The organism is Nocardia mikamii NBRC 108933, from assembly GCF_001613505.1.
Classification (GTDB): Bacteria; Actinomycetota; Actinomycetes; order Mycobacteriales; family Mycobacteriaceae; genus Nocardia; species Nocardia mikamii.
Genome location: NZ_BDCM01000007.1, coordinates 17616 through 36691 on the forward strand (window position 1 = coordinate 17616; position 19076 = coordinate 36691).

22 protein-coding genes are annotated in these 19076 nt (G+C 68.0%); 7 read left to right on the forward strand and 15 right to left on the reverse strand.

The features are described from left to right. The first annotated feature begins 137 nt into the window (after positions 1–137). Positions 138–1064 (forward strand): glycoside hydrolase family protein, encoded by a 927-nt coding sequence (locus NMI01S_RS09545; protein ID WP_063920697.1) that lies wholly within the window; start codon positions 138–140, stop codon positions 1062–1064. A 19-nt stretch (positions 1065–1083) separates the two neighbouring features. Here NMI01S_RS09545 and NMI01S_RS09550 read toward each other — a convergent pair whose 3' ends face one another. The 5 genes from NMI01S_RS09550 to NMI01S_RS09570 all read right to left on the reverse strand — a co-directional run bounded on the left by NMI01S_RS09550 (position 1084) and on the right by NMI01S_RS09570 (position 5767). Beyond that, positions 1084–1752, reverse strand: coding sequence for a phosphate signaling complex PhoU family protein (locus NMI01S_RS09550; protein WP_062996044.1), 669 nt, complete (start codon positions 1750–1752; stop codon positions 1084–1086). Positions 1753–1865: 113 nt separating this feature from the next. Further along, a complete protein-coding gene (locus NMI01S_RS09555; RefSeq protein ID WP_036505315.1) occupies positions 1866–2549 on the reverse strand; it encodes a hypothetical protein in 684 nt (227 codons plus the stop codon). Positions 2550–2630: 81 nt separating this feature from the next. After that, a complete protein-coding gene (locus tag NMI01S_RS09560; RefSeq protein ID WP_062995750.1) occupies positions 2631–3809 on the reverse strand; it encodes an FAD-dependent oxidoreductase in 1179 nt (392 codons plus the stop codon). Between the two features lie 134 nt (positions 3810–3943). Further along, a complete protein-coding gene (locus tag NMI01S_RS09565; protein WP_062995753.1) occupies positions 3944–5035 on the reverse strand; it encodes a saccharopine dehydrogenase family protein in 1092 nt (363 codons plus the stop codon). 111 nt (positions 5036–5146) lie between these two features. Next, complete coding sequence (locus NMI01S_RS09570) at positions 5147–5767, reverse strand: PadR family transcriptional regulator (protein WP_218020963.1); 621 nt, start codon at positions 5765–5767, stop codon at positions 5147–5149. A gap of 124 nt (positions 5768–5891) precedes the next feature. Here NMI01S_RS09570 and NMI01S_RS09575 point away from each other — a divergent pair, with 124 nt between their 5' ends. After that, complete coding sequence (locus NMI01S_RS09575) at positions 5892–6356, forward strand: hypothetical protein (protein WP_062995756.1); 465 nt, start codon at positions 5892–5894, stop codon at positions 6354–6356. A 43-nt stretch (positions 6357–6399) separates the two neighbouring features. On the opposite strand, the gene NMI01S_RS09580 is transcribed toward NMI01S_RS09575, so the two are convergent. From NMI01S_RS09580 to NMI01S_RS09595, 4 genes are all read right to left on the reverse strand, one after another. Then, a complete protein-coding gene (locus NMI01S_RS09580; RefSeq protein WP_062996047.1) occupies positions 6400–7179 on the reverse strand; it encodes an acyl-[acyl-carrier-protein] thioesterase in 780 nt (259 codons plus the stop codon). Between the two features lie 198 nt (positions 7180–7377). After that, positions 7378–7734, reverse strand: coding sequence for a carboxymuconolactone decarboxylase family protein (locus tag NMI01S_RS09585; RefSeq protein ID WP_062996048.1), 357 nt, complete (start codon positions 7732–7734; stop codon positions 7378–7380). An 84-nt stretch (positions 7735–7818) separates the two neighbouring features. Next, the gene (locus tag NMI01S_RS09590; protein WP_157126113.1) at positions 7819–8550 is read right to left on the reverse strand and encodes a DUF8020 domain-containing protein; all 732 of its coding nucleotides are present in this window, start codon (positions 8548–8550) and stop codon (positions 7819–7821) included. 11 nt (positions 8551–8561) lie between these two features. Then, positions 8562–9878, reverse strand: a complete 1317-nt coding sequence (locus NMI01S_RS09595; RefSeq protein ID WP_062995760.1) for an MFS transporter — start codon at positions 9876–9878, stop codon at positions 8562–8564. A gap of 201 nt (positions 9879–10079) precedes the next feature. On the opposite strand from NMI01S_RS09595, the gene NMI01S_RS09600 reads away from it, so the two are divergent. Next, positions 10080–11111, forward strand: coding sequence for an AraC family transcriptional regulator (locus tag NMI01S_RS09600; protein ID WP_062996050.1), 1032 nt, complete (start codon positions 10080–10082; stop codon positions 11109–11111). A 22-nt stretch (positions 11112–11133) separates the two neighbouring features. On the opposite strand, the gene NMI01S_RS09605 is transcribed toward NMI01S_RS09600, so the two are convergent. The 6 genes from NMI01S_RS09605 to NMI01S_RS09630 all read right to left on the reverse strand — a co-directional run bounded on the left by NMI01S_RS09605 (position 11134) and on the right by NMI01S_RS09630 (position 16210). Further along, positions 11134–11799, reverse strand: coding sequence for a 3-oxoacid CoA-transferase subunit B (locus NMI01S_RS09605; protein ID WP_062995762.1), 666 nt, complete (start codon positions 11797–11799; stop codon positions 11134–11136). Continuing rightward, positions 11796–12566: a CoA transferase subunit A gene (locus tag NMI01S_RS09610; protein ID WP_062996051.1), complete on the reverse strand. Its 771-nt coding sequence runs from the start codon at positions 12564–12566 to the stop codon at positions 11796–11798. The genes NMI01S_RS09605 and NMI01S_RS09610 overlap by 4 nt, the downstream gene beginning before the upstream one ends. Continuing rightward, positions 12566–13162 (reverse strand): RBBP9/YdeN family alpha/beta hydrolase, encoded by a 597-nt coding sequence (locus NMI01S_RS09615; RefSeq protein ID WP_062995764.1) that lies wholly within the window; start codon positions 13160–13162, stop codon positions 12566–12568. The genes NMI01S_RS09610 and NMI01S_RS09615 overlap by 1 nt, the downstream gene beginning before the upstream one ends. A gap of 72 nt (positions 13163–13234) precedes the next feature. Then, positions 13235–14287 (reverse strand): beta-keto acid cleavage family enzyme, encoded by a 1053-nt coding sequence (locus tag NMI01S_RS09620; protein ID WP_062995766.1) that lies wholly within the window; start codon positions 14285–14287, stop codon positions 13235–13237. Between the two features lie 40 nt (positions 14288–14327). Next, on the reverse strand, positions 14328–15221 hold the full coding sequence (locus tag NMI01S_RS09625; protein ID WP_062995768.1) for a TauD/TfdA dioxygenase family protein: 894 nt from the start codon (positions 15219–15221) through the stop codon (positions 14328–14330). Continuing rightward, a complete protein-coding gene (locus NMI01S_RS09630; RefSeq protein WP_062995770.1) occupies positions 15218–16210 on the reverse strand; it encodes a quinone oxidoreductase family protein in 993 nt (330 codons plus the stop codon). Before NMI01S_RS09630 ends, NMI01S_RS09625 begins: the two co-directional genes overlap by 4 nt. Positions 16211–16499: 289 nt before the next feature. On the opposite strand from NMI01S_RS09630, the gene NMI01S_RS09635 reads away from it, so the two are divergent. The 4 genes from NMI01S_RS09635 to NMI01S_RS09650 all read left to right on the forward strand — a co-directional run bounded on the left by NMI01S_RS09635 (position 16500) and on the right by NMI01S_RS09650 (position 19073). Then, on the forward strand, positions 16500–16919 hold the full coding sequence (locus tag NMI01S_RS09635) for a hypothetical protein (RefSeq protein WP_062995771.1): 420 nt from the start codon (positions 16500–16502) through the stop codon (positions 16917–16919). Positions 16920–16937: 18 nt separating this feature from the next. Beyond that, positions 16938–17321 carry a DoxX family protein gene (locus NMI01S_RS09640; protein WP_245716802.1) on the forward strand — a complete coding sequence of 128 codons (384 nt, stop codon included), beginning with the start codon at positions 16938–16940 and terminating at the stop codon, positions 17319–17321. Between the two features lie 73 nt (positions 17322–17394). Continuing rightward, a complete protein-coding gene (locus NMI01S_RS09645; protein ID WP_062995775.1) occupies positions 17395–18240 on the forward strand; it encodes an alpha/beta fold hydrolase in 846 nt (281 codons plus the stop codon). A 131-nt stretch (positions 18241–18371) separates the two neighbouring features. Beyond that, entirely contained in the window at positions 18372–19073 is a 702-nt protein-coding gene (locus tag NMI01S_RS09650) for a DUF8020 domain-containing protein (RefSeq protein ID WP_062995777.1), read from the forward strand. The last annotated feature ends 3 nt before the right edge of the window (positions 19074–19076 follow it).

Here is a 19076-nt window from a genome sequence, read left to right on the forward strand (position 1 = left end):
CTCTTCGGTCCGAGCCACAGTGCTGCGCATCGATTCCACTACGGCCGGCGTACGCGGGCGCCACGCCACGCCGGAGACGAATCGGCTCCGGCGCGCCTACCGCGAATCGTCGCGCGCGAACCGCACAATCGCTGGTCATGGCGTTGGGTCGCAGATCTGCACTCGCATTGCTGACGGGTCTGCCCCTGCTGGCCCCGGGAACGGCCCGCGCGCAGTCGGCGCTACCGGGAATCGGCGCCGATCCCCAGCGCGCGCCCACCCGCTACACGATGGCGGCCTTTCGTGCCGACAGCGACTCCACCGTCGCCGTGTACGAATCGGTGGACGGGACGCGGTTCACGCCGGTCGCCGAACACGCCTTCACGCGGACCGGGCTGGTTCGCGATCCCAGCGTGATGCTGCACACCGACGGCTGGTACCACCTCACCTACACCAGGGCCCCCGACGCGACCTCGATCGGCCTGGCACGCAGCCGGGACCGGATCGCCTGGACGGAGATGGCCCCGGCGCCGATGCTGGTACCGGGCCGTCCGGAAGGGACGTGGGCCCCGGAGTGGTATGTCGATGCGGCGGGCCGAGTCGGCATCATCGTGTCGCTGACCTGGGGGCATGGCTTCACCCCGCATCTGCTGTTACCGATCGGCGCGGGTCTGTCCACCTGGGCGCCGCCGATTCCGCTGCTCGGTGTGGGCCCGAGCGGTCCGGGTTCGCTGGGATTCATCGACACGCAGCTGGTGCGGTGGAACGGGCGGGTGTACGCGTTCGTGAAGAACGAGGACACCAAACTGGTCGAGCTGGCGGTCGCGGACAACCCCGTGGGCCCGTATACCTTTGTCGCCAGGGGTGATTGGGCCGGGTGGGGCGGTCCGCGGGAGGGTCCGTCGGTGGTGCCGCTCCCCGGCGGCGGACATCGCATCTATCTCGACGCCTACACCGAGGGCCGTTATCTCTACAGCGACAGCTACGACGGCTTCCGCACCTGGTCGGCGCCCACCGAGCTGCCCGGACTCTCCGGAGTCGTCCGGCACGGCACGGTGCTGGCCGAATACGGTTCTGCCCCATGAGTTCCGGAGGCCGGACGAATCACTCGCCGTCGTTCGGCGCCCAGTTGTCGGCGGTTTCGCCGGTGGTGAGGAAGATGGTGCGACGTCCCACTTCCACCGCGTTGTCGGCGAAGCGCTCGTAATACCGTCCGAGCAGCGTGAGGTCGACCGCGGCCGTGATTCCGTGCGCCCATTGGTGGTCCAGCACCGCGGCCAGCAACTGCTCGTGCAGATGGTCCAGTGCGTCGTCCTGCGCGTCCAGCCCGGCCGCGTCGTAGGGGTCGCCGGTCTCGAGCACCGCCGCGGCGCTGGTGGCGATCGCGCAGGCGGTGGAGCCGAGACGCTCGACCAACGGTCGCACCGGTTCGGGAACGACGTGTTCGGGATGGCGTCGACGGGCGCTGGTGGCGATATGCCCGGCGAGGGCGCCCATGCGCTGCAGGTGTCCGGTGAGCTGGATAGCGGTCACCACGCGCCGCAACTCGCTGGCGACCGGGGCTTGCAGTGCCAGCAGCCGCAGCGCTTCCTGTTCGGTCTGCTGCGCCATCTCCTCGACCTGGCCGACGATGTCCAGCGCGGCCTCGGCCTGTTCGATATCGGCGTTCACCACCGCGTAGGTGGCCGCCGAAATGGCGGTCCGGTCCTGCTCACACATGGCGTGCAGCAACTCGGCGAGCTGCCGCAGATTCGCGTGATAGTCCGACCGCATATCCCGATTCAACCCCAGCGGGACCCACATTGCGAATCCCTGCCCGGAACGGATCGATCGCCGCGAAATAGCCGGTAGCGGCGTCCGCACGTTCGATCGGCGCGATCTGCCGCTCACCCGAGCCGATAGTTGTAACTCGCGTAGCGGTGCGAATCGGCGCCCGCTTCCTCCCAGCTGTAGCTGTAGGTCCCCACATGACCCAGCCGGAACGAGCTGTCGGCCATGATTCGGTAGCCGCTGCGCCGCGCCCGCTCACAGAACGCGTAGTCCTCGCCCAGGTACCAGGTGTGTTCACCGTCGGGCACCAGCATGGGCAGGAAGTACGGGACGGTCGGGCGGTCGAAGCGCAGGTTGCACACCGGAAGTTGTTCGTGTTCGGCGACGGTCTCGTAGACGTCGCGGTGGGTGAAGAGGAATCCGGTGGCGGCGTATTTGATCTCCAGCAGTCCCCCGCCCTCGCCGAACAGGATGTTCCCGGTGCCGGGCAGCACATGGCAGGCCAGGCCGCGCACCCCTTTCTTGGCGTAGATCCCGCAGACGACCGGTAGATCGTGTTCGCGTAACCGATCCACCGAATCGACGTCGAACGCGATATCGGAATCGATCCACATCAGCCCCTCGAACCCGTCGCGCAACGCGTCGGTGGCCATCTGACTGCGTCCTTGATCGATCGCGGCGAATCCCGTGACGGTCCGGACCTCGTAACCCCGATGCTCCAGCCGGGCCAGATTGCGGGCGAAATCCGGCGCGATCGATCCGTGGGTCGGGACCAGCACAACACAGCGCGAGGGCTCCATGCCCGCAGCCTGCCATGCCCGCGCGGGGACCGCCCGGCGTGGGACGGACCTGATCGCCGGTCCCACGCCGTCACCGATCCCCTACGCGGGCAGTGGGTTCTGCCCCAGGAAGCGGTGGCCGTTCGCGGCCCCGGTGCGGACCGCGGCGAATCCGTACTCGACCAGGCGTTGTTCGTAATCGTGCAGCGCGGTGCGCAGATCACGGCCTGCCACCACGGAATCGATGGTTTCGGCCAGATCGGCCGCGTCCCGGAGCGCGGTGCAGGCGCCGGATCCCGCCGCGGGACTCATGGCGTGCACCGCATCTCCCAACAGGGTTGCCGGTGTGGTCGGCCAGGCCGGGATCGGCACACTCGTGCGCAGCGGGAGTGCGAACATGGTGCCGGGATCGCAGGCGGCGACGATCTCGCGAATCCGTGGATGCCAGGTCCGGACCGCCGCCGAGACGATGTCTTTCAGGCGGCCGCCGTCCAGGTCGCCCAGTGCCTGTTCCGTGGCGCCGAACCACTCCGCGCGAGCACCGAACGAGCAGGTCATGTAGTCCGGAACGGACGGCAGTTCCACAGCCGGAACGAGGCGGGCCGCCGCGGTCGCCGGGTCCTGCGGAAATTCGACCGGCGCGACACCGACGAAACTCCCGTCCGGGCCTGCGATCACGGTGAAGATGCCGAACATGCTGTCGTCGAACAAGTTCCGTGTCCGCGCGTTCAGCGGTATCGCGCCGTAGAGCTGACGCACCCCGGTGTCGACGATGCGCGCGTGCGGCAGATACTGCTGACGCACAACGGAATTGATTCCGTCGGCACCGACCAGAACGTCGGCGCCGGCACTGTCGCCCTCGGCGAAGTGAACGACGATGCGATCACCCTCGGTGCGGAAACCCCTGACCGCCCTGCCGAATACGACGCGGTCCTCGATACCTGTGAGCAGGATGCGGCGCAGCGTCATGCGGTCGACCGCGAAGGCCGGTTCCGCCGAATCCAGGGTGAACCGTTCGTTCAGCGCACTGTCCAGCACGGTGAATCGAGGTTTCGGGGTGCCCGCGGTGGCGTCGAACAGTGCGCGCAACGGCGCGGGCAGCACCCGCTGGAGCGCCTGCCGTGCCGTGGCGTCCAGGTGCAGGCGATAGCCCTGGCGACGGGTATCCACCGCGGAACCGCGCTCGTACACAACGACATCGATGCCCCGGCGGCGCAACCCCTGCGCCAACGCCAGCCCGCCCAGCCCGGCGCCGGCGACGATGACAGTGAATCTCGACATGACCAAGTCCCTTCGCATGCAACATCATCGGAAGGGACGTACAGGTCACACCCGCGGAAGGTGCGGTGTTCAACGGTTCTCGTCACCGGGACTAACCCATACCCGGCCGGGTCTTCGCACGTCCGGAAATCAGTTTACGCGGATTCGGCCGGGCGCAGTCCGGCTTCCGCGGCGGCGGCGGTGAGCGCGTCCAGGCCGAAGGCTTCGACCGGGCCGAGCGCGCCGGTACCGAGGAGCCCGCCGGCGAGCGTGGTCTGCGCACCCCAGGCGAGGATCTCGGCGGTGAAGTCGTAAGGGTCGACGCCGGTCAGCGTGGCCGAAGACACGATGCGGCCGGTGGCGTCGCGGGTTTCGGCGACCGCCCAGGTGCGGGTGCGCGCCCGGGTCGCCGCATCGGGTCCCCCGGTCGAACCCTTGACCAGGGCGTTCAACGCGCTCTCGGCCAGCCGCTTCACGGGCGCCACCCGTGCGACGGTGTCCGCGACGAGCGAGGTCGCCTGCAGCGCGCGGGCGGCGTTACCGGGCATGCCGAGGTAAACGTCGACCTCGCGCAGGTTCGGGTGGGCGCGGTGCAGGACGAGATGTTCCGACCCCGGGATCGAGGCGCCGGTGAGCGCGCGGCCCGCCACATCGAAGGTGTGGGTCCGCGCGCCGGTCCGCTCCGGCACGATGTCGCCATCGCGGAGGGCGAAGCCCCGTTCGAACACCATTCCGACCATGGACGCGCGGGTACCGCCGCTGGTGCCCGGGGAGGCGATGAAGTAGCCGATGTCGACGCGGGCGGCGTCCGGCGCGTCGCGCAACGCGAGGGCCGCGGCCACATTGCCTGGGACGTAATCGAATCCGAAGGCCGTCAGCAGACCGGTGCCCGCCTGGCGTGCCTCGGCGTCGCGATCGAACACCCGTCGGATGAACGGGCCCTCGCCGGTCGAGTCGAAGTAGTGCGCGCCCGCCTCGAGCGCCGCGCCCAGCGCCGGGCCGCCGTACCGCAGGAAGGGCCCCACCGTCGTCACCAGCACATCGCCGCGCCCCAGCAGGGCGCGCAGCGATGCGGGATCGGCCACGTCGGCCACGGCGGTCTCGACACCGCCGAGGTCGGCCGCGAGCTGCCGCAGCGCGGTGGCGTTACGGGCGGCCAGTACCGGCTCGGCGCCACGAGCCAGCAGAGCCCGAGCCGTCAGGCGGCCCGTGTAGCCGGTAGCTCCGAACAGCACGATCTTTGCCATTGCCATCACCTGTGTTTCGTTGGTCGCCGACGGTCCGCGCCGGTTCGTGTCGAGGTCGCACCGTATCCGACGATAGGGCCGTCGAGCCGCATCTCGCCACGGTGCGCAGACCTAGCCGCCGGCGGGGCCCTGGTCCCGGAACTGTGCCAGCGACTCCCACGACCAGGTGAGCGTGCCGTCGGCGAGGTCTGCGACAACCCCTTCCAGCCACCGTATTTCGGCCGCCGTGACAGCGCGCTGATATTCGTCCTCGAGCATGGTGACCCGCGGCAGGCCGAACCGGACGGCCTGCGCGATGCCGGTCTCCAGCTCGGAATGCGCGGCGCGCAACGCTGTCAGCCGGCGTTCCAGTTCTTCCCGGGCGCCGTCCGGACCGAGAAGCATCAGAAACGACAGGGCCGCAGGGAATTCGGGAAATTCGTTGCGAGGCACGGCGAGCATGTCGGTGATCCAGGCCGTGCAGGCCTCGCGGCCGGTGTCGGTGATCTCGTAGACCGTACGTTCCGGATACTGCTGGTCGCGCCCCGTCGCGCGGACCGTCACCAAACCGGCGTCCTGCAATCGCGCGATCGTCTTGTACAGCTGGGCGCGCTGCCCCACGTTGACGACCTTGTCCTTTCCCCACTCCTTGATGCGCCGCTGAATGGCGTACGGGTGCATCGGCTCCAGGTGCAGGATGCCGAGCACCGCCATCGCGAGCGGGGATCGCTTGAACCGGTCGGGGGTGGGCACGCGACTCATCCTACTAGGTGCCACACAACTAGTTTTCAGATAACTAGTTGCTTGGATACTAGTTCATGTGCCACTATCGAGGAGCAGGCGAACCCGTCCACTGCGATCCGGAAGGACCAGAACAATGACCGTCACGACCGATACCGTCCGCATTCACGCCGACCACGAGACGACCAAGCGTCTCGGCGATTGGACCCACGCCACCGACTTCGCGGTGAAGGCCCGCTATGCGAGCGTCGTCATCGATCTGCGCTCGCCGTGGATCGAGGGTGACGACCCGATCGTGGTCCACGCCGACCTCGACCACGCCATGGTCAAACTCCTCGTCCCCGACGACGCGGTCGTCGAGCACAGCGACCTGGAGTGGACCGGGCGTGGCCGGGTGAAGGATTTCGCGCGGCCCCAGGACGCCGCCGGCCGGCTCGTCCGGCTGACCGGGTTCAGCGCCAAGAGCGAGTTCCGCGTTCACCGCGGCGGCATCGCGATCCTCTCGGCACTGCTCAGCCGTGAGTTCTTCGACGACGCCAGGCAGGCGCACCGGCAGGGACGCACCCCGACCCTCGCCGATCCGGCCAACGCGCCGCGCTGATCACCGGTGGCGCCGGGCGGCGGCAAACGCCCGGCGCAGCTTCTCAGCGAGCGGGCAGCGGTTCGATCCGCGCCACTGTGCGGGCGCTGCCGTCGACTTCGAGCTGCACATGCAGCGCGTCGTCGTCCCGCCGGACGCGGATCAGCACCTCGTCGGCGCCCAGCACCGGCCCGGCGTGTTCGAGAATCACCCGATAGGGCGGCGCCGGTGCGTCGGGGAATCGCGCGAGCGCTTCCTCCACGGCCACCCAGTGCACCGCGTTGTTCACATGTCCGTAGCGGTCCACATCGGTGACCCGCAGCGGGAACGGCCGCACATCGCCGCCGTCTCCGGACTGTTCGCGCAGGGCGGCGCGCCACCGCAAGCGGTGCTCCTCGGTGGTGGCGCGCATCGGCGCCATGAACCGTTCGGTCATCCGCGCCGGCCGCCCGGCTTCGATATCGACGTGGATGAGGAACATCTCGGTCTCGATCAGACCGCCGTTCTCGCTGCGCACCTGAATGCGCATGTTGCACCACCGATTCGACAATGCCGACGGCCAGCGCCGCAGATGGACCTGATCCCCGAACTCGATGGGCCGCAGCACGTCGATCACGGTCCGGCGCACGATCCACCCCGGATGCAGATCTCCGTCCTCGACCACCTTCAGATGGTCGTAGCCGATGTCCTGCAGATACCGCGCGACCGCATCGAGCCGCAGCCGGCCGTCCCCATCGGTGTCCCCGAGCCGCACCGGCCACTGTTCGTGAAACGCCCGGCTCTCGTCCGGACACGCCGGCAGCGGAAACGCGATCTCGGCCAGCCGATCGACAGCGGCACTCATGAACGCTCCTTCTCCCGGGGTCCGCGCCAGCGTAGCGACCCAGCACCGGACCACCGGCGTCGACACGGCGAGCGCGTACTCGGCGCCATCGCGGGCGGCCATTCGGCACGCGGCGGGATCGCCACCGCGATCGGCCCGGGCCGTGCGCGAGAGTTTGCGGGGTCGCCCGCACGGGCGACCCCACCTGGTTGATCGACGTTATCGATCGGCTTGCCCCGGCGTCGGCGTGCGCGCGTTGCCGAGTTCCTCGGCGAGGATGGGTATGCCGAGATTGCAGGCGTGGATGCCGAGGACGCTGACCATCTGGAGGACGGTCAGGATCTGTTCGGGCGGCACACCCAGATCCAGTGCCGCACGGATGTGGCGGCGTACGCCGGGAGCGTACATGTGGGTGCAGGCCGCGTCGATGGCGATGCTCAGCAGTTCGACGAATTCCGGCGGAAAGATGTGCCGCTCGATCGGGGTGGCGTTCACGGCCATGAACCGTTCGGTCCATTCGGGGTCCCATTCGTAGAGCTGGTCCCACAGCGGGTTCCAGCTTCCGCCGGCCCGCATGCCGTCGACGACCGGCGTGGAAACCGGTGCGGGTGAATCGAACACGATGCCTCCTGAGATGTGGGCGAAGAACCGGTCGGCCGATTACTTGGCGGGTGCGGGCTGGGCGGGGTCCTTGCAGTACGGCAGCTCGGGCGGGCACGGCGCCAGAACGGTCGAGAAGTACTGGATGGCGGAGAACAGCGTGATCGGACCACCGGCCAGAATGAGGCCGGCCATCGACCCCACGGCGCCGAGCGTGGCGGCGCCCAGGACGCAACCGGCGACGGTCGCTCCGACGAACGGCGCCAGCAGCACGATCACCGGACTGGAGATCGCCGCGCCGACGGCGCCGCCGACCAGGCAGCCGATTCCGCCGCCGATGACCGCGCCGAGGACCGCGCTGACTCCGGCCGCGATGGCGACCCGCTGACCGAACGCGCCCAGCGCTTGCGAATCGCGTGGCGTGAACGATTCCGCGGCCTGCCGGACGGAGACCACGTCGCGCCGCGCCTCGGTGGGCCGCCCGTGGGCACGGTCCGGAGTGAGTGTCGCGGTATCGCCGTCGACGCGGGCGGTGATCGGATACGCGGTGTCGTCGACGGCGAAGGTCAGCGGCACGGCGGCGACCGGCCGATCGTCACGGGTGGTGATGATCAGTTGTTCCGCGACGACTTTCAGCTTGCCGTCGGGTGTCGTCACCAGGGCCGAATCCGCGCGGCGCCCGATCTCGTAGTGCACCGCGGTGCCATCCGGCTCCGCGTGAGCGGTACCGGTGGTGACGGCGGCGGCCGTGACTCCGAGAGCTGTGATCAGTGCGGGTGTCATGAATTTCATCGGATTCCTCATCATCGGTGGTGAACAGCGGCGAGTGCGCGAAGCCCGGCCGGGTACAGGCAGCGACCGGCCACCAGGGCGGCGATCGCGACCAGATAGGCGAGCGGGGCCAGTCGGAGTGCGGCGGTCAGGCCGTAGTGGTCGGCGAGCACGCCGACGACGAAGGGGCCCAGCGCCATTCCGAGCAGACTGTTGGACAGCGTCAGGGTCCCCATCGCGGAGGCGCGGACCGACGAATGGGTGAGGTTGGCCACCATGGCGGCGGTGGGTCCCGAGGAACCACCCGAGAACCAGGCGCCGACGCCGATCAGAATCAGTTGCGCCGCACCGTGTTCGACGCTGAATCCGAGCGTCAGGCAGATCAGCGAGATCGAGCAGAACGCGATGGCGGCGAGCCATTTGCGCGACAGGTCGCGGCGGCCGATCCGGTCGGTGAGGATGCCGCAGCACACCATTCCGGCGCCGACCAGCAGGACGACACCCGCGGCGGCGACGGCCGCGGTATCGGCCGCCAGACCGTAGACCCGATTGAAGAAGCTCGGCGTCCACGCCAGCAGCACCGCGGCGGCGAACAGCTGTACGCCACCACCGACATAGGCGCACAGCACCGCCGGATTGGTGAACAGCGACGACACCGGTGCGCGAAATCCGTTGTGCGTCACGGGTTCGGCGGACTCGGGGTCCGCGTGCCGAGCCAATCTCCGCTCGTCGACCAGCGCCGCGAAGAGCGCGGCGAGCAGCAGGCCCGCCACCGCCATCGTGACGAACGACCACCGCCACCCGAGGTGTACCGCGATCGCGCCGCCGGCCGCGACGCCGAGAACCGAACCGAACGACCCGCCGGCCATGAACGCACCGCTCAGCGCCGCATGGATTCGCGGCGCGAAGACACCCAGGACCACCGCGATCCCGACGCTGCCGTAGGCCGCCTCACCGACTCCCACCAGGAACCGCGCGCCGAGCATCTGGTGATAGTTCGACGCCAGCGCGCACAGCAGCGTGGCGATACTCCACAGCGTCGCCATCAGCACCAGGCTCCTCACCCGCCCCCACCGATCGGCCAGTAGCGAGAGCGGGAAGGTCAGCAGCCCCACCATGAGCGCCACCACGCTGTTCAGCGATCCGAGTTGCGAATCCGTCAGACCCCATTCGGTTTTCAGGAGGGGAAAGACCGCGCTGAGGACCTGCCGGGACATGTAGTCGGCGAGCAACAGTCCGAAGGCGAGGGCGAAGACCAGCCAGGGGTATCGCCGTGTCCGGCCGGGCAGACCGGCCGATGCGACCGAATCCGGCGCCGCAGGGCGCTCAGGGGTGGTGTTCAACTGCATGGGTGCTCCTACGAACGCGGCGGGCGATGGACCGCCCGCCGGAGCTGGGAAGGTAGGGCGCCGGAACGCTCGGGCCCGGTGGCCGCTCGGGGAAATCGGGCGCCTACCTCGATGTGATGCAGACAACAGTAGGGTCGGCGCCCCTCTGATGCTTTACTCTCGGGGACACGGATGCGAACAATCTGGGACAGCGAGGCGCTGATGAAACCCTTGGCGCGGTATGCGGCACTGAACGATTACGTCGACCTCGGCCAATCTCTCGGACTCGATCCGGCCCGCCTGATTCGCGAGGCCGGGCTCGATCCCGCGGGCCTGAGCCTGCAGGACCGCTGGGTGCCCGCCGCGGCCGTCACCGAACTTCTCGAGCGCTCGGCCGCCGAGTCCGGACGGCAGGATTTCGGCCTGCTGCTCGCGGAACGGCGGCGGCTGTCCAATCTGGGGCCGCTGAGTCTGGTGATCCGCGAGGAACCCGATGTGCGCAGCGCCCTCGAACTGATGGTGCGCCATCAGCACACCTACAACGAATCCCTGCATATCCGGCTCACCGAGCGCAACGGCATCGCCCACGTCCGTCTGAGTCTGGATATCGGCGAGCACCGCAGTACCCGGCAGGCCACCGAGCTGGCCATGGGAGCGATGCAGGGAATTCTGCGTGGATTCCTCGGCGCGGCATGGCAACCGGCGGAGACCGCCTTCACCCATTCCGCGCCGCGGGACCGCAGCACGCACCTGAGATTGTTCGGGCCCCAGTTGAGATTCGAGCACGAATTCAGCGGAATAACGCTCTACACGAGCGATCTCGACACCCCGAATCCGATGTCGGACCCGTTGATGCGGCCGTACACGCAACAATTGCTCGGCGCCGTGGACACCGCCCACGAAACGGCCATGCGCGACCGGGTGCAGGAACTAGTCGACATGCTGCTGCCCACCGGTCGCTGCTCCGCCGACCAGATCGCGCGCAGTCTCGGCGTGGACCGCCGCACCGTCCACCGCCGCCTGGCGGACGAGGGGCACACCTACTCCGAGATCGTGAACACCACCCGGCTGGATCTGGCCCGCCGGGTGGTGGGAAATCAGGGGCGTTCACTCACCGAGATCGCGGATATGCTCGGTTTCTCCAGCCCCGCCAGTTTCACTCGCTGGTTCCGCAGCCATCACGGATGCAGCCCGAGCCAATGGCGTCGGGCCGCATCGAAGAACAGTGGCGAACAGAGCGATACCGCTCGATGATGCGGGCCCGCGGACACCGCCGTCAGTGTCCTCCGATGTCGATCCGGACGGGTGCGCCGGTCGCGGCGACGACGTCGTCCACGGACACCCCCGGTGCGCATTCGCGCAGCACCGGACCGGATGCGGTGATGTCGAGAACGGCCAGGTCGGTGATGACGCGATGAACCACACCCACGCCGGTCAGCGGTAACGTGCAGCGGCTCACCAGTTTCGGAGCGCCGGATTTGTCGGTGTGCTCCATCAACACGATCACGCGGCGGGCGCCGTGTACCAGGTCCATCGCCCCGCCCATGCCCTTGACCAGCTGGCCCGGCACCATCCAATTGGCGAGGTCACCGGTCGCCGACACCTGCATACCGCCGAGGATCGCGGTATCGATGTGGCCACCCCGGATCATCGCGAAACTGGCGGCGGAATCGAAGAAGGACGCACCGGGAAGCACCGTGACGGTCTCCTTGCCGGCATTGATCAGATTCGCGTCGACCTCGGCCTCGGCCGGATAGGGCCCGGTACCGAGGATGCCGTTCTCCGAGTGCAGGGTGACCCGGATACCCGCGGGCAGGTGGTCGGGAATCAACGTGGGCAGGCCGATGCCGAGATTGACGTATTCACCCGAGCGCAGTTCTCGCGCCGCCCGCGCCGCCATCGCGGAGCGATCCCACCCGGAACGGACGATGCCGCCGCTCATTTCCTCTCCTCGCCGCGCACGGTCCGCTTCTCGATGAGACCCCGCGCCGGGCCGGTCGCCACGATGCGGTCGACGAAAATTCCGGGCAGGTGGACGCGGTCGGGATCGAGATCGCCTGCGGGTACTAGTGTTTCGACCTCGGCGATACAGATCCGGCCCGCGGCCGCGACGAGTGGATTGAAGTTGCGCGCCGATTTGTCGAAGACCAGATTGCCGGCGGTGTCACCGATGAGCGCGTGCACCAAGGCGAAGTCGGTGGTGATCGCCTCCTCCAGCACATAGCGCTTCGGCCCGGCGGGACCGGCGAAGGTGGCCACCGGCTTCGGCGGCGACGCGACCGCCACGCTGCCGTTCGGCCCGAAGCGCCACGGCATACCCCCGTCGGCGATCAGCGTGCCGACGCCGGCCGGTGTGTAGAAAGCGGCGATACCGGCTCCGCCGGCGCGCAGTCGTTCGGCGAGGGTGCCCTGCGGAGTGAGCTCGACTTCGAGTTCGCCCGACAGATACTGACGGGCGAACTCCGTGTTCTCACCGACATAGGAGGCGGTGACGCGGCGTACCCGCTTGTCCGCCAGCAGGATTCCCGTACCGTGCGTCGCGGTGCCGCAATTGTTGGAGACGAGGGCGAGTTCGTCCGCTCCCGCGGCGGCGAGCGCCTCGATCAGCGTGTCCGGGATGCCGCACACTCCGAATCCGCCCACCGCCACCGACGATCCCGACGAGATATCGGCGACCGCGGCGGCCGCCGACGTCATCACCTCGGTCATCACCCCTCCTGCTCGGCAGTGGACGGGCGGCCCAAATCGACGGCCTCCCGCAAGAGATCCCGGGCGCGGGCCCAGGGGCCGAAACCCGAGGCCGGATTGAGATGTCCGACGTCACCCAGGTCGATCAGCCGGCTGCCCCACGCCTCCGCCATTCCGGCCACCCGCCGGAAGGATGCCAGCGGATCGGTGGTGCTCGCCGCGACGATGCTCGGAAATGGCAGTCTGCGGCGCGGTATCGGCAACCAGCCCTCGGCGTCCAGTTGCTCGGTCGTCGGATAGCCAGGAGGAAAGGGCTTTTCGATATCAGCCGGAGTGGCCAGCAGCGCACTGTGAACATCGCGGGTCGGTTGTTGTGCCCAGTGCACGGTGATCATCACGCCCGCACTGTGGGCCACCAGCACCACCGGCCCGGCCACGTTCGACAGCACCCGATCCAGGGCTTGCACCCGCGCCGCGAGACCGAGTTCGTCCTGCTCGGGCGGTGGCACGATACGTACCCGCTCCAGCGTCGCGGCGAGTTTCGTCTGCCAGTGATCGGGAACGTGATCACGCAGCCCGGGCACGATCACCACGGTCGGGTCGAGAGCAGTGTGCACTGTGCTGCAACTCCTTTCTGCAAGTCGGCGTGGCCGAGCACGGCGGCCCGACAGGCGGAGACGGTGGACCACTCAGGCGTGGTGGGTGAAGCCGACCTGGCCGGGCCTGCGATTGGGGGCGTACCCGAGCCGGGCGAGGGTTTCGTCGGCATCGGCGAACGTGGTGCCGATCTTGTAGATTTCACGCGCGTCCTTGGCGGTGGCGACCTCGCGGCCCAATTCACCCGCGATGCGGACAAGCTGCTGGATCTGTTGCACCGAGGTGAACTTCTCACCCTTGCGCCCCCAGATGGTGTCCTCGTTACCGCAGCGGGTGTGCAGGCCCATGGCAATCGCCATCGCGTTGACCGGCAACACCGAGCGCATCAACGTCTCGAGGGTCAGGCACGCCCCGTCGGGGACGCGCTGGATGAAATTCATGATGTTGTACGGGTTCGGTCCGTCGAAGCCGCCACCGATGCCGACCCACGTCAGATTCAGCGGACCGGTGTACACGCCACGACGGATCAGCCGCTCGACCGTCTCGAGCTGTGGAATGCTCGACAGCTGGAAATGCGGCTGGATCCCCGCGGCCTGCAGGCGACGCAGATGTTCGGCGACCCACGCCGGTCCGGCCGGGACGGTCATCTCCCGGTAGGCCTCGGCCAGCTCCGGCCGCTGCATCGAGGTACCGGCGATATCGTCGGCGGTCATCAACTCCATGATGTTCATCTGGCTGGTGTTGATCGCGATCGTCACCTGATCCGGTGCGGGATCGAGTTCGGCCAGCATGTGACGGGTGTCGTCGGACAACCACTTCGCCTCGGCGCCTTCGCCTTCGGGCGCGAACGAAATCGATCCGCCCACCTGCAGGATCATCTCCGGGACGGCCTCGCGCAGCCCGGCGAGCAATTCGTTGAACTTCGACAGGCGTTTGGAGCCCTTACCGTCGAGTTCACGCACGTGGATGTGCAGTACGGTGGCGCCGGCCTCGTAGCAGTCGACCGCCCGCTGGATATGTTCCTCCATGGTGAGTGGCAGATCTTCGCGGAAATCGTCGGGCTCCCATTCCGGCCCGTACGGCGCGCTGGTGATGACCAGCTTGTCCTGGCTCTCCGGGAACAAGGCGTCGTCGTGAAAGAACATGGCTGTACTCCTATCGAAATAAATTGTGGTGAAACAACTTTCAGAACGGCTTGTCGCCGATGATTCCCGCGCGCTCCATCTTGCGAACATCGGGAAAGTAGTCCTGCACGGCGTAGTGCTGGGTGCAGCGGTTGTCCCAGATGGCGAAGCTGTTCTCGGTCCACCGCCAGCGGACCTGATATTCGGGGACACTCGCCTGCCGGACCAGATAGTTCAGCAGTTCCGAGGCGCCGGGCGCGTAGTCGATGCCGAAGCGCACATTCTCCGGCGTGTGGTAATTGACGAAATGTGTCGTGAAGGCGTTGACGAACAACACTTTTTCGCCGGTTTCCGGATGTGTGCGCACCACCGGGTGCTCCGCATCCGGGAACTGCTCGTGCAGCCGCAGGCGTTCCTCGTCCGGACGCATCGCGCCGAAGCTGGCCTCGATGGAATGGCGAGCCCGCAAATTCGCGATCCGCGAGCGCACCGACTCGGGCAGCCGTCGATACGCCTCGGCCATATTCACCCAGATGGTGTCGCCGCCGACCGCGGGCGTCTCGACACAGCGGAGTACACACCCCATCGGCGGGGCCTCGCGCCAGGTCGCGTCGCAATGGAAGGCGTTCTCGTAGTGTTCCGGCGCGCTGTCGAGATCCTTGTAGATGCGAACCAGACCGGGATGTTCGGGGTCACTGCCCAGAACGGGGTGGTCCTCCAGCGGCCCGAAACGCTGTGCGAGAGCGACATGTTCGGCGCGACTGATGTCCTGATTCCGGAAGAACAGCACCTTGTGTTCGAGGAGGAGTTCCTTCAGTGCGGCGAACAGCGTGTCGTCGCGTGCCACCTCGGCCAGGTCCAGATCGAACAACTCCGCGCCGATGGTGCAGGTGAGCGGTCGCACGCCGAACGGCGCCGAGCGCGCCGAAAGACGCACGGGGGCAATGCTTGTCATGACTGTCCTTCCCGGCCCACCGTGAAGACCGACGAGCCGATGCTCGTGCCCTGTTCCAGATCGCGGTGTGCGGTCACCGCGTCCGCGAGCTCGTAGCGTTGATTGATGTCGATGCGGATGCGGCCCGCGGCGACGTGGGCGAACAACTCCCCGGCCAGTTCGGCGCGCTCGGCCGGATCGGCGATGTAATCGGCCAGCGCCGGCCGGGTGACGAACAGCGAACCCTTGACGGCCAGTGTCATGGCGTCGATCGGCGGCACCGGGCCCGACGCCGTGCCGAAACACACCAGCAGCCCGCGTCGCGCCAGCGAATCCAGCGAGGACTCGAAGGTGGTCTTGCCGATGCTGTCGTAGACCACGCGGACACCGGCGCCGTCGGTGAGTTCGCGCACGCGCTCCGCGACGTTCTCCCGGGTGTACACGATGACGTGATCGCAACCGTGGGCCCGCGCGATCTCGGCCTTCCGGTCGGAGGAGACGGTGCCGATCACGGTGACGCCCAGCAGCTTCGCCCATTGGGTGAAGATCAGCCCGACCCCGCCCGCGGCGGCGTGCAGCAGCACCGTATCGCCGGAACGCAGCGGGTAGATCCGGCGCAGCAGATACGCCGCCGTCAGGCCGCGCATGGTCATCGCCGCCGCGGTGTCGAAGCCGATCCTGTCCGGAAGGGCGATCAGATGTTCGGCCGGCATCACGCGCTCCGTGCTGTAGGCACCCAGCGGACTGCCCGTATAGGTCACCCGGTCGCCCGCGGTGAAGCCGGTGACACCGGGCCCCACGGCCTCGATCACGCCCGCACCCTCGACGCCGATACCCGCGGGCAGGGCCGCCGGGTACAGCCCCGTACGGAAATAGGTGTCGGCGAAGTTCAGGCCCACCGCGCGGTGGCTGATCCGCACCTCGTTCGGACCCGGGTCGCCGACTTCCACGTGCTCCCAGCGCAGCACCTCGGGCGCACCGGTCTCGTAATAACGAAAGGCTTGTGGCACAGGACATCTCCTCTTTCTGCGGGGCCGGAGTATCGCTCCCGCACCGGGTGATGCACTCAACGGTAGGCACAGAAGGACGCGATTGCTTATCTTCAAGGGACTTGAAACTTGATATTTCGGGACATCGTCCTTATCGGTGCGCTCGCCGGCAGCCCCGCCGGACCCGGTGGCACGGGGTCGCTGGTTTCGTTCGCGGGAGCGGGGAATTCTCCCCTCAGAGCGACCCGGATGCCGAGGCGACTCTCGACATCCGGCCGATTTCGATGGATCGACCGATGGGAGCCGGACCATGAATGTTCGACGTGCCGCGGCCGGAGCCGCACTCGCCGCCGCCACCCTTTCCGTGGTGCCGGCCGCCGCCTCTGCCGATGACCCGGAATTTCCTCGCGATGGGATCATTCCGGCCGGGACCTACCACATCACCCAGCACCCCGACAATGTGATCGGCTCACCCGTGCACAACTGCGACCTGCGGGTATTCGTGGACAGCGCGACCGTGACCCTGCTGTGCGGAAATTCCTCGAAGACGGGGCGGCAGAACGCCGCAGGCCCCGATGAGACCTACGTGACGTTCGACGGCGTGCCGGTCGGATTGGATCTGCGGGATATCGACGCGCGACAGGGGTATTGGGAAGGCACCCTGAACGCCGCCGCAACCTCGATCGACGTCCCGTATCCGATCGCGGGAATCACCCTTCAGCGGCGCTGACCAGGCATTCGCGCCGGCATGTCACACTTCGGGCGGCGGCGTCGTCGCACCCGTATGAATATCGCGTACTACATCGTCGGCACCGCAGCGGCCCTGTGGATCGGGTTCTCCGGCTATTCGCTGTTCAACAAGAGCGAATTCGTCGTGGAACCGTTGAACCGATACGGGGTGCCGCGAAGCTGGTGGAACTGGCTCGCTCTCGCCAAATCCGCCGGGGCGCTGGGGCTCCTGGCGGGCTTCTTCGTCCCGGCGGTCGGAGTGGCGGCGGCCGCGGGATTGATTCTGTACTTCCTCGGCGCGATGGCGACTACCGTGCGCGCCCGTTCCTACGGGACCACGATCTTCCCGGCCTTGTATCTGATTCCGGTCGCGGCGACGCTGGCATTGCAATTGGCCCGCTGAGCAGCGGAGTCTGCGTGGGTGCGGTACCGTACCCACTTACGAACACTGATGTTCGTAAATGTGAGGAGTCGTCGTGGCGGAATTCGTATATCGAGGGCGGCGCGTGGTGTACGACCGCGCGGGCCACGGCGATCCGATCGTCTTCCTCCACAATGCGGGCGCCCAGCGGCGGATCTGGGACGACCAGGTGGCGTCGCTGCGAGGCCAGTCCGAGGTATTCGCACTGGATCTGCCCGGATACGGGGAATCGGAACAGCCGCAGGGATATCGGCTCGCCGACTACAGGGCGATGCTTCGGGCCTTTCTCGACGAGCTCCGGCTGAACCGGGTGGTGCTGGCCGGAAATTGCCTCGGCAGCGCGATGTCGCTGAGTTTCGCGATCGGCGATCCGGCAGGGGTGCGCGGATTGGTGCTGATCAATCCGCTCACCTGGAATACCGTGCGGCACGGGGATCAAGCGCCGCTGATGTGGTTCGACCGGATCGCGCCGCTCGCGCCGTTGGCCCGGCGGCTCGCACTGCCGAAGGCCCTCGTCGAAATGATCGTCGCCCATCAGCTGGGCCCGCGCGGGCGCGACCGGGAATTACACAAAGACGCACGCCTGCAGGCGCATTGGACCGATCGCGGCCGGCTGCTCGCCCTCGACCGGCTGGTGCAGGACTTCCCCGCCTTCGCCACGCTCGACGAGTTCGCTCCGGGTCCCGAGTTTCCGCCGATATGTACGGTCTGGGGTCGGCGCAATCGGATCCTGTCGGCGGCGGCCGGTGCTCGGCTCGACGAAACATTGTGTCCCCGTGAGCGTCTCGTGCTCAGTGATTGCGGACATCTGCCGATGGTCGAGGATCCGGAGACGGTGACGTCGGCGATCACCACCTTCCTGGCCGGACTCCCGGCCACGAAGGAACATGTGTCTCGCTGAGCGAGACGCCTTCGGACGCTTCCGAATCCGCCGCGCTACGGTCCGGCTCCCCGCACGTCGCGTGCGACACCGCACCCGAACCGGGGCCGGGCGGCACGAGCGCCCGGTGGATCGAGACCAGGGGGCGCCCCATGAAGATTCGGATCTCGACGATCGCGGCAGTCTGCGCCGCGACACTGGCCGCGGCGGGGACGGCAGCGGCCGATCCGGCCCCGGCGGTCGTCACCTATCACGCCGAAACAACCGACATCGGTTCGGTGACAGTCGAATTGACGCACGCCACCTTCTCCGTCGACACCGCCGGCACCGCGGTCACCATCCGGGACGAGGCGGGACGCGTGCTCGACGCCCTGCCGCTGGCGTACGCGATCGGCGACCAGCGCATGCCGATCCGCGTGCAGATCGGCGCGGATGCGACGACTCTCACGCTGACACCGGACACCGCGGGCGTGCGCCGCGATGCCCTGACCCCGGTCGCCTCCCCACTGGAAAACCAGCTCGCGATGAACGACCTGGTCAACGCGGTCAGTATCGGCACCTCCGTCGGCGCGCTGATCGGCACGGCGGTGGGCGCGATCCTCGGCGTCGGGCTCGGAATCGCGCTCGCGGGCGCCTCGTGTGCGGTGCTGAGCGTCGCGTGTGTGGTCGCGGTGCTGCCGATCGTCAGCCTCGCGGGGGCCGCGGGCGGCGTCGCGGGGCTGGTGCTGGGCGGCGGGCCCACCACCGCCGTGGGGCTCTACCGCTACGTCACCACGCTGCTGGCACCACCGGGAACCAGCGAATACGCCCCCGATCTGCGTGGCCGGCCCGGCGTGCCGGACACCGGTCGCTGAGCG

Excerpts from the sequence above, each read along its gene's own strand:
- NMI01S_RS09560 (WP_062995750.1), bottom strand. The coding sequence starts at position 3,809 with ATGTCGAGATTCACTGTCATCGTCGCCGGCGCCGGGCTGGGCGGGCTG.
- NMI01S_RS09565 (WP_062995753.1), bottom strand. The coding sequence starts at position 5,035 with ATGGCAAAGATCGTGCTGTTCGGAGCTACCGGCTACACGGGCCGCCTG.
- NMI01S_RS09545 (WP_063920697.1), top strand. The coding sequence starts at position 138 with ATGGCGTTGGGTCGCAGATCTGCACTCGCATTGCTGACGGGTCTGCCC.
- NMI01S_RS09610 (WP_062996051.1), bottom strand. The coding sequence starts at position 12,566 with ATGACCGAGGTGATGACGTCGGCGGCCGCCGCGGTCGCCGATATCTCG.
- NMI01S_RS09585 (WP_062996048.1), bottom strand. The coding sequence starts at position 7,734 with ATGCGGGCCGGCGGAAGCTGGAACCCGCTGTGGGACCAGCTCTACGAA.
- NMI01S_RS09625 (WP_062995768.1), bottom strand. The coding sequence starts at position 15,221 with ATGACAAGCATTGCCCCCGTGCGTCTTTCGGCGCGCTCGGCGCCGTTC.
- NMI01S_RS09590 (WP_157126113.1), bottom strand. The coding sequence starts at position 8,550 with ATGAAATTCATGACACCCGCACTGATCACAGCTCTCGGAGTCACGGCC.
- NMI01S_RS09575 (WP_062995756.1), top strand. The coding sequence starts at position 5,892 with ATGACCGTCACGACCGATACCGTCCGCATTCACGCCGACCACGAGACG.
- NMI01S_RS09600 (WP_062996050.1), top strand. The coding sequence starts at position 10,080 with ATGAAACCCTTGGCGCGGTATGCGGCACTGAACGATTACGTCGACCTC.
- NMI01S_RS09640 (WP_245716802.1), top strand. The coding sequence starts at position 16,938 with ATGTCACACTTCGGGCGGCGGCGTCGTCGCACCCGTATGAATATCGCG.
- NMI01S_RS09595 (WP_062995760.1), bottom strand. The coding sequence starts at position 9,878 with ATGCAGTTGAACACCACCCCTGAGCGCCCTGCGGCGCCGGATTCGGTC.
- NMI01S_RS09580 (WP_062996047.1), bottom strand. The coding sequence starts at position 7,179 with ATGAGTGCCGCTGTCGATCGGCTGGCCGAGATCGCGTTTCCGCTGCCG.
- NMI01S_RS09620 (WP_062995766.1), bottom strand. The coding sequence starts at position 14,287 with ATGTTCTTTCACGACGACGCCTTGTTCCCGGAGAGCCAGGACAAGCTG.
- NMI01S_RS09635 (WP_062995771.1), top strand. The coding sequence starts at position 16,500 with ATGAATGTTCGACGTGCCGCGGCCGGAGCCGCACTCGCCGCCGCCACC.
- NMI01S_RS09555 (WP_036505315.1), bottom strand. The coding sequence starts at position 2,549 with ATGGAGCCCTCGCGCTGTGTTGTGCTGGTCCCGACCCACGGATCGATC.
- NMI01S_RS09650 (WP_062995777.1), top strand. The coding sequence starts at position 18,372 with ATGAAGATTCGGATCTCGACGATCGCGGCAGTCTGCGCCGCGACACTG.
- NMI01S_RS09550 (WP_062996044.1), bottom strand. The coding sequence starts at position 1,752 with ATGCGGTCGGACTATCACGCGAATCTGCGGCAGCTCGCCGAGTTGCTG.
- NMI01S_RS09605 (WP_062995762.1), bottom strand. The coding sequence starts at position 11,799 with ATGAGCGGCGGCATCGTCCGTTCCGGGTGGGATCGCTCCGCGATGGCG.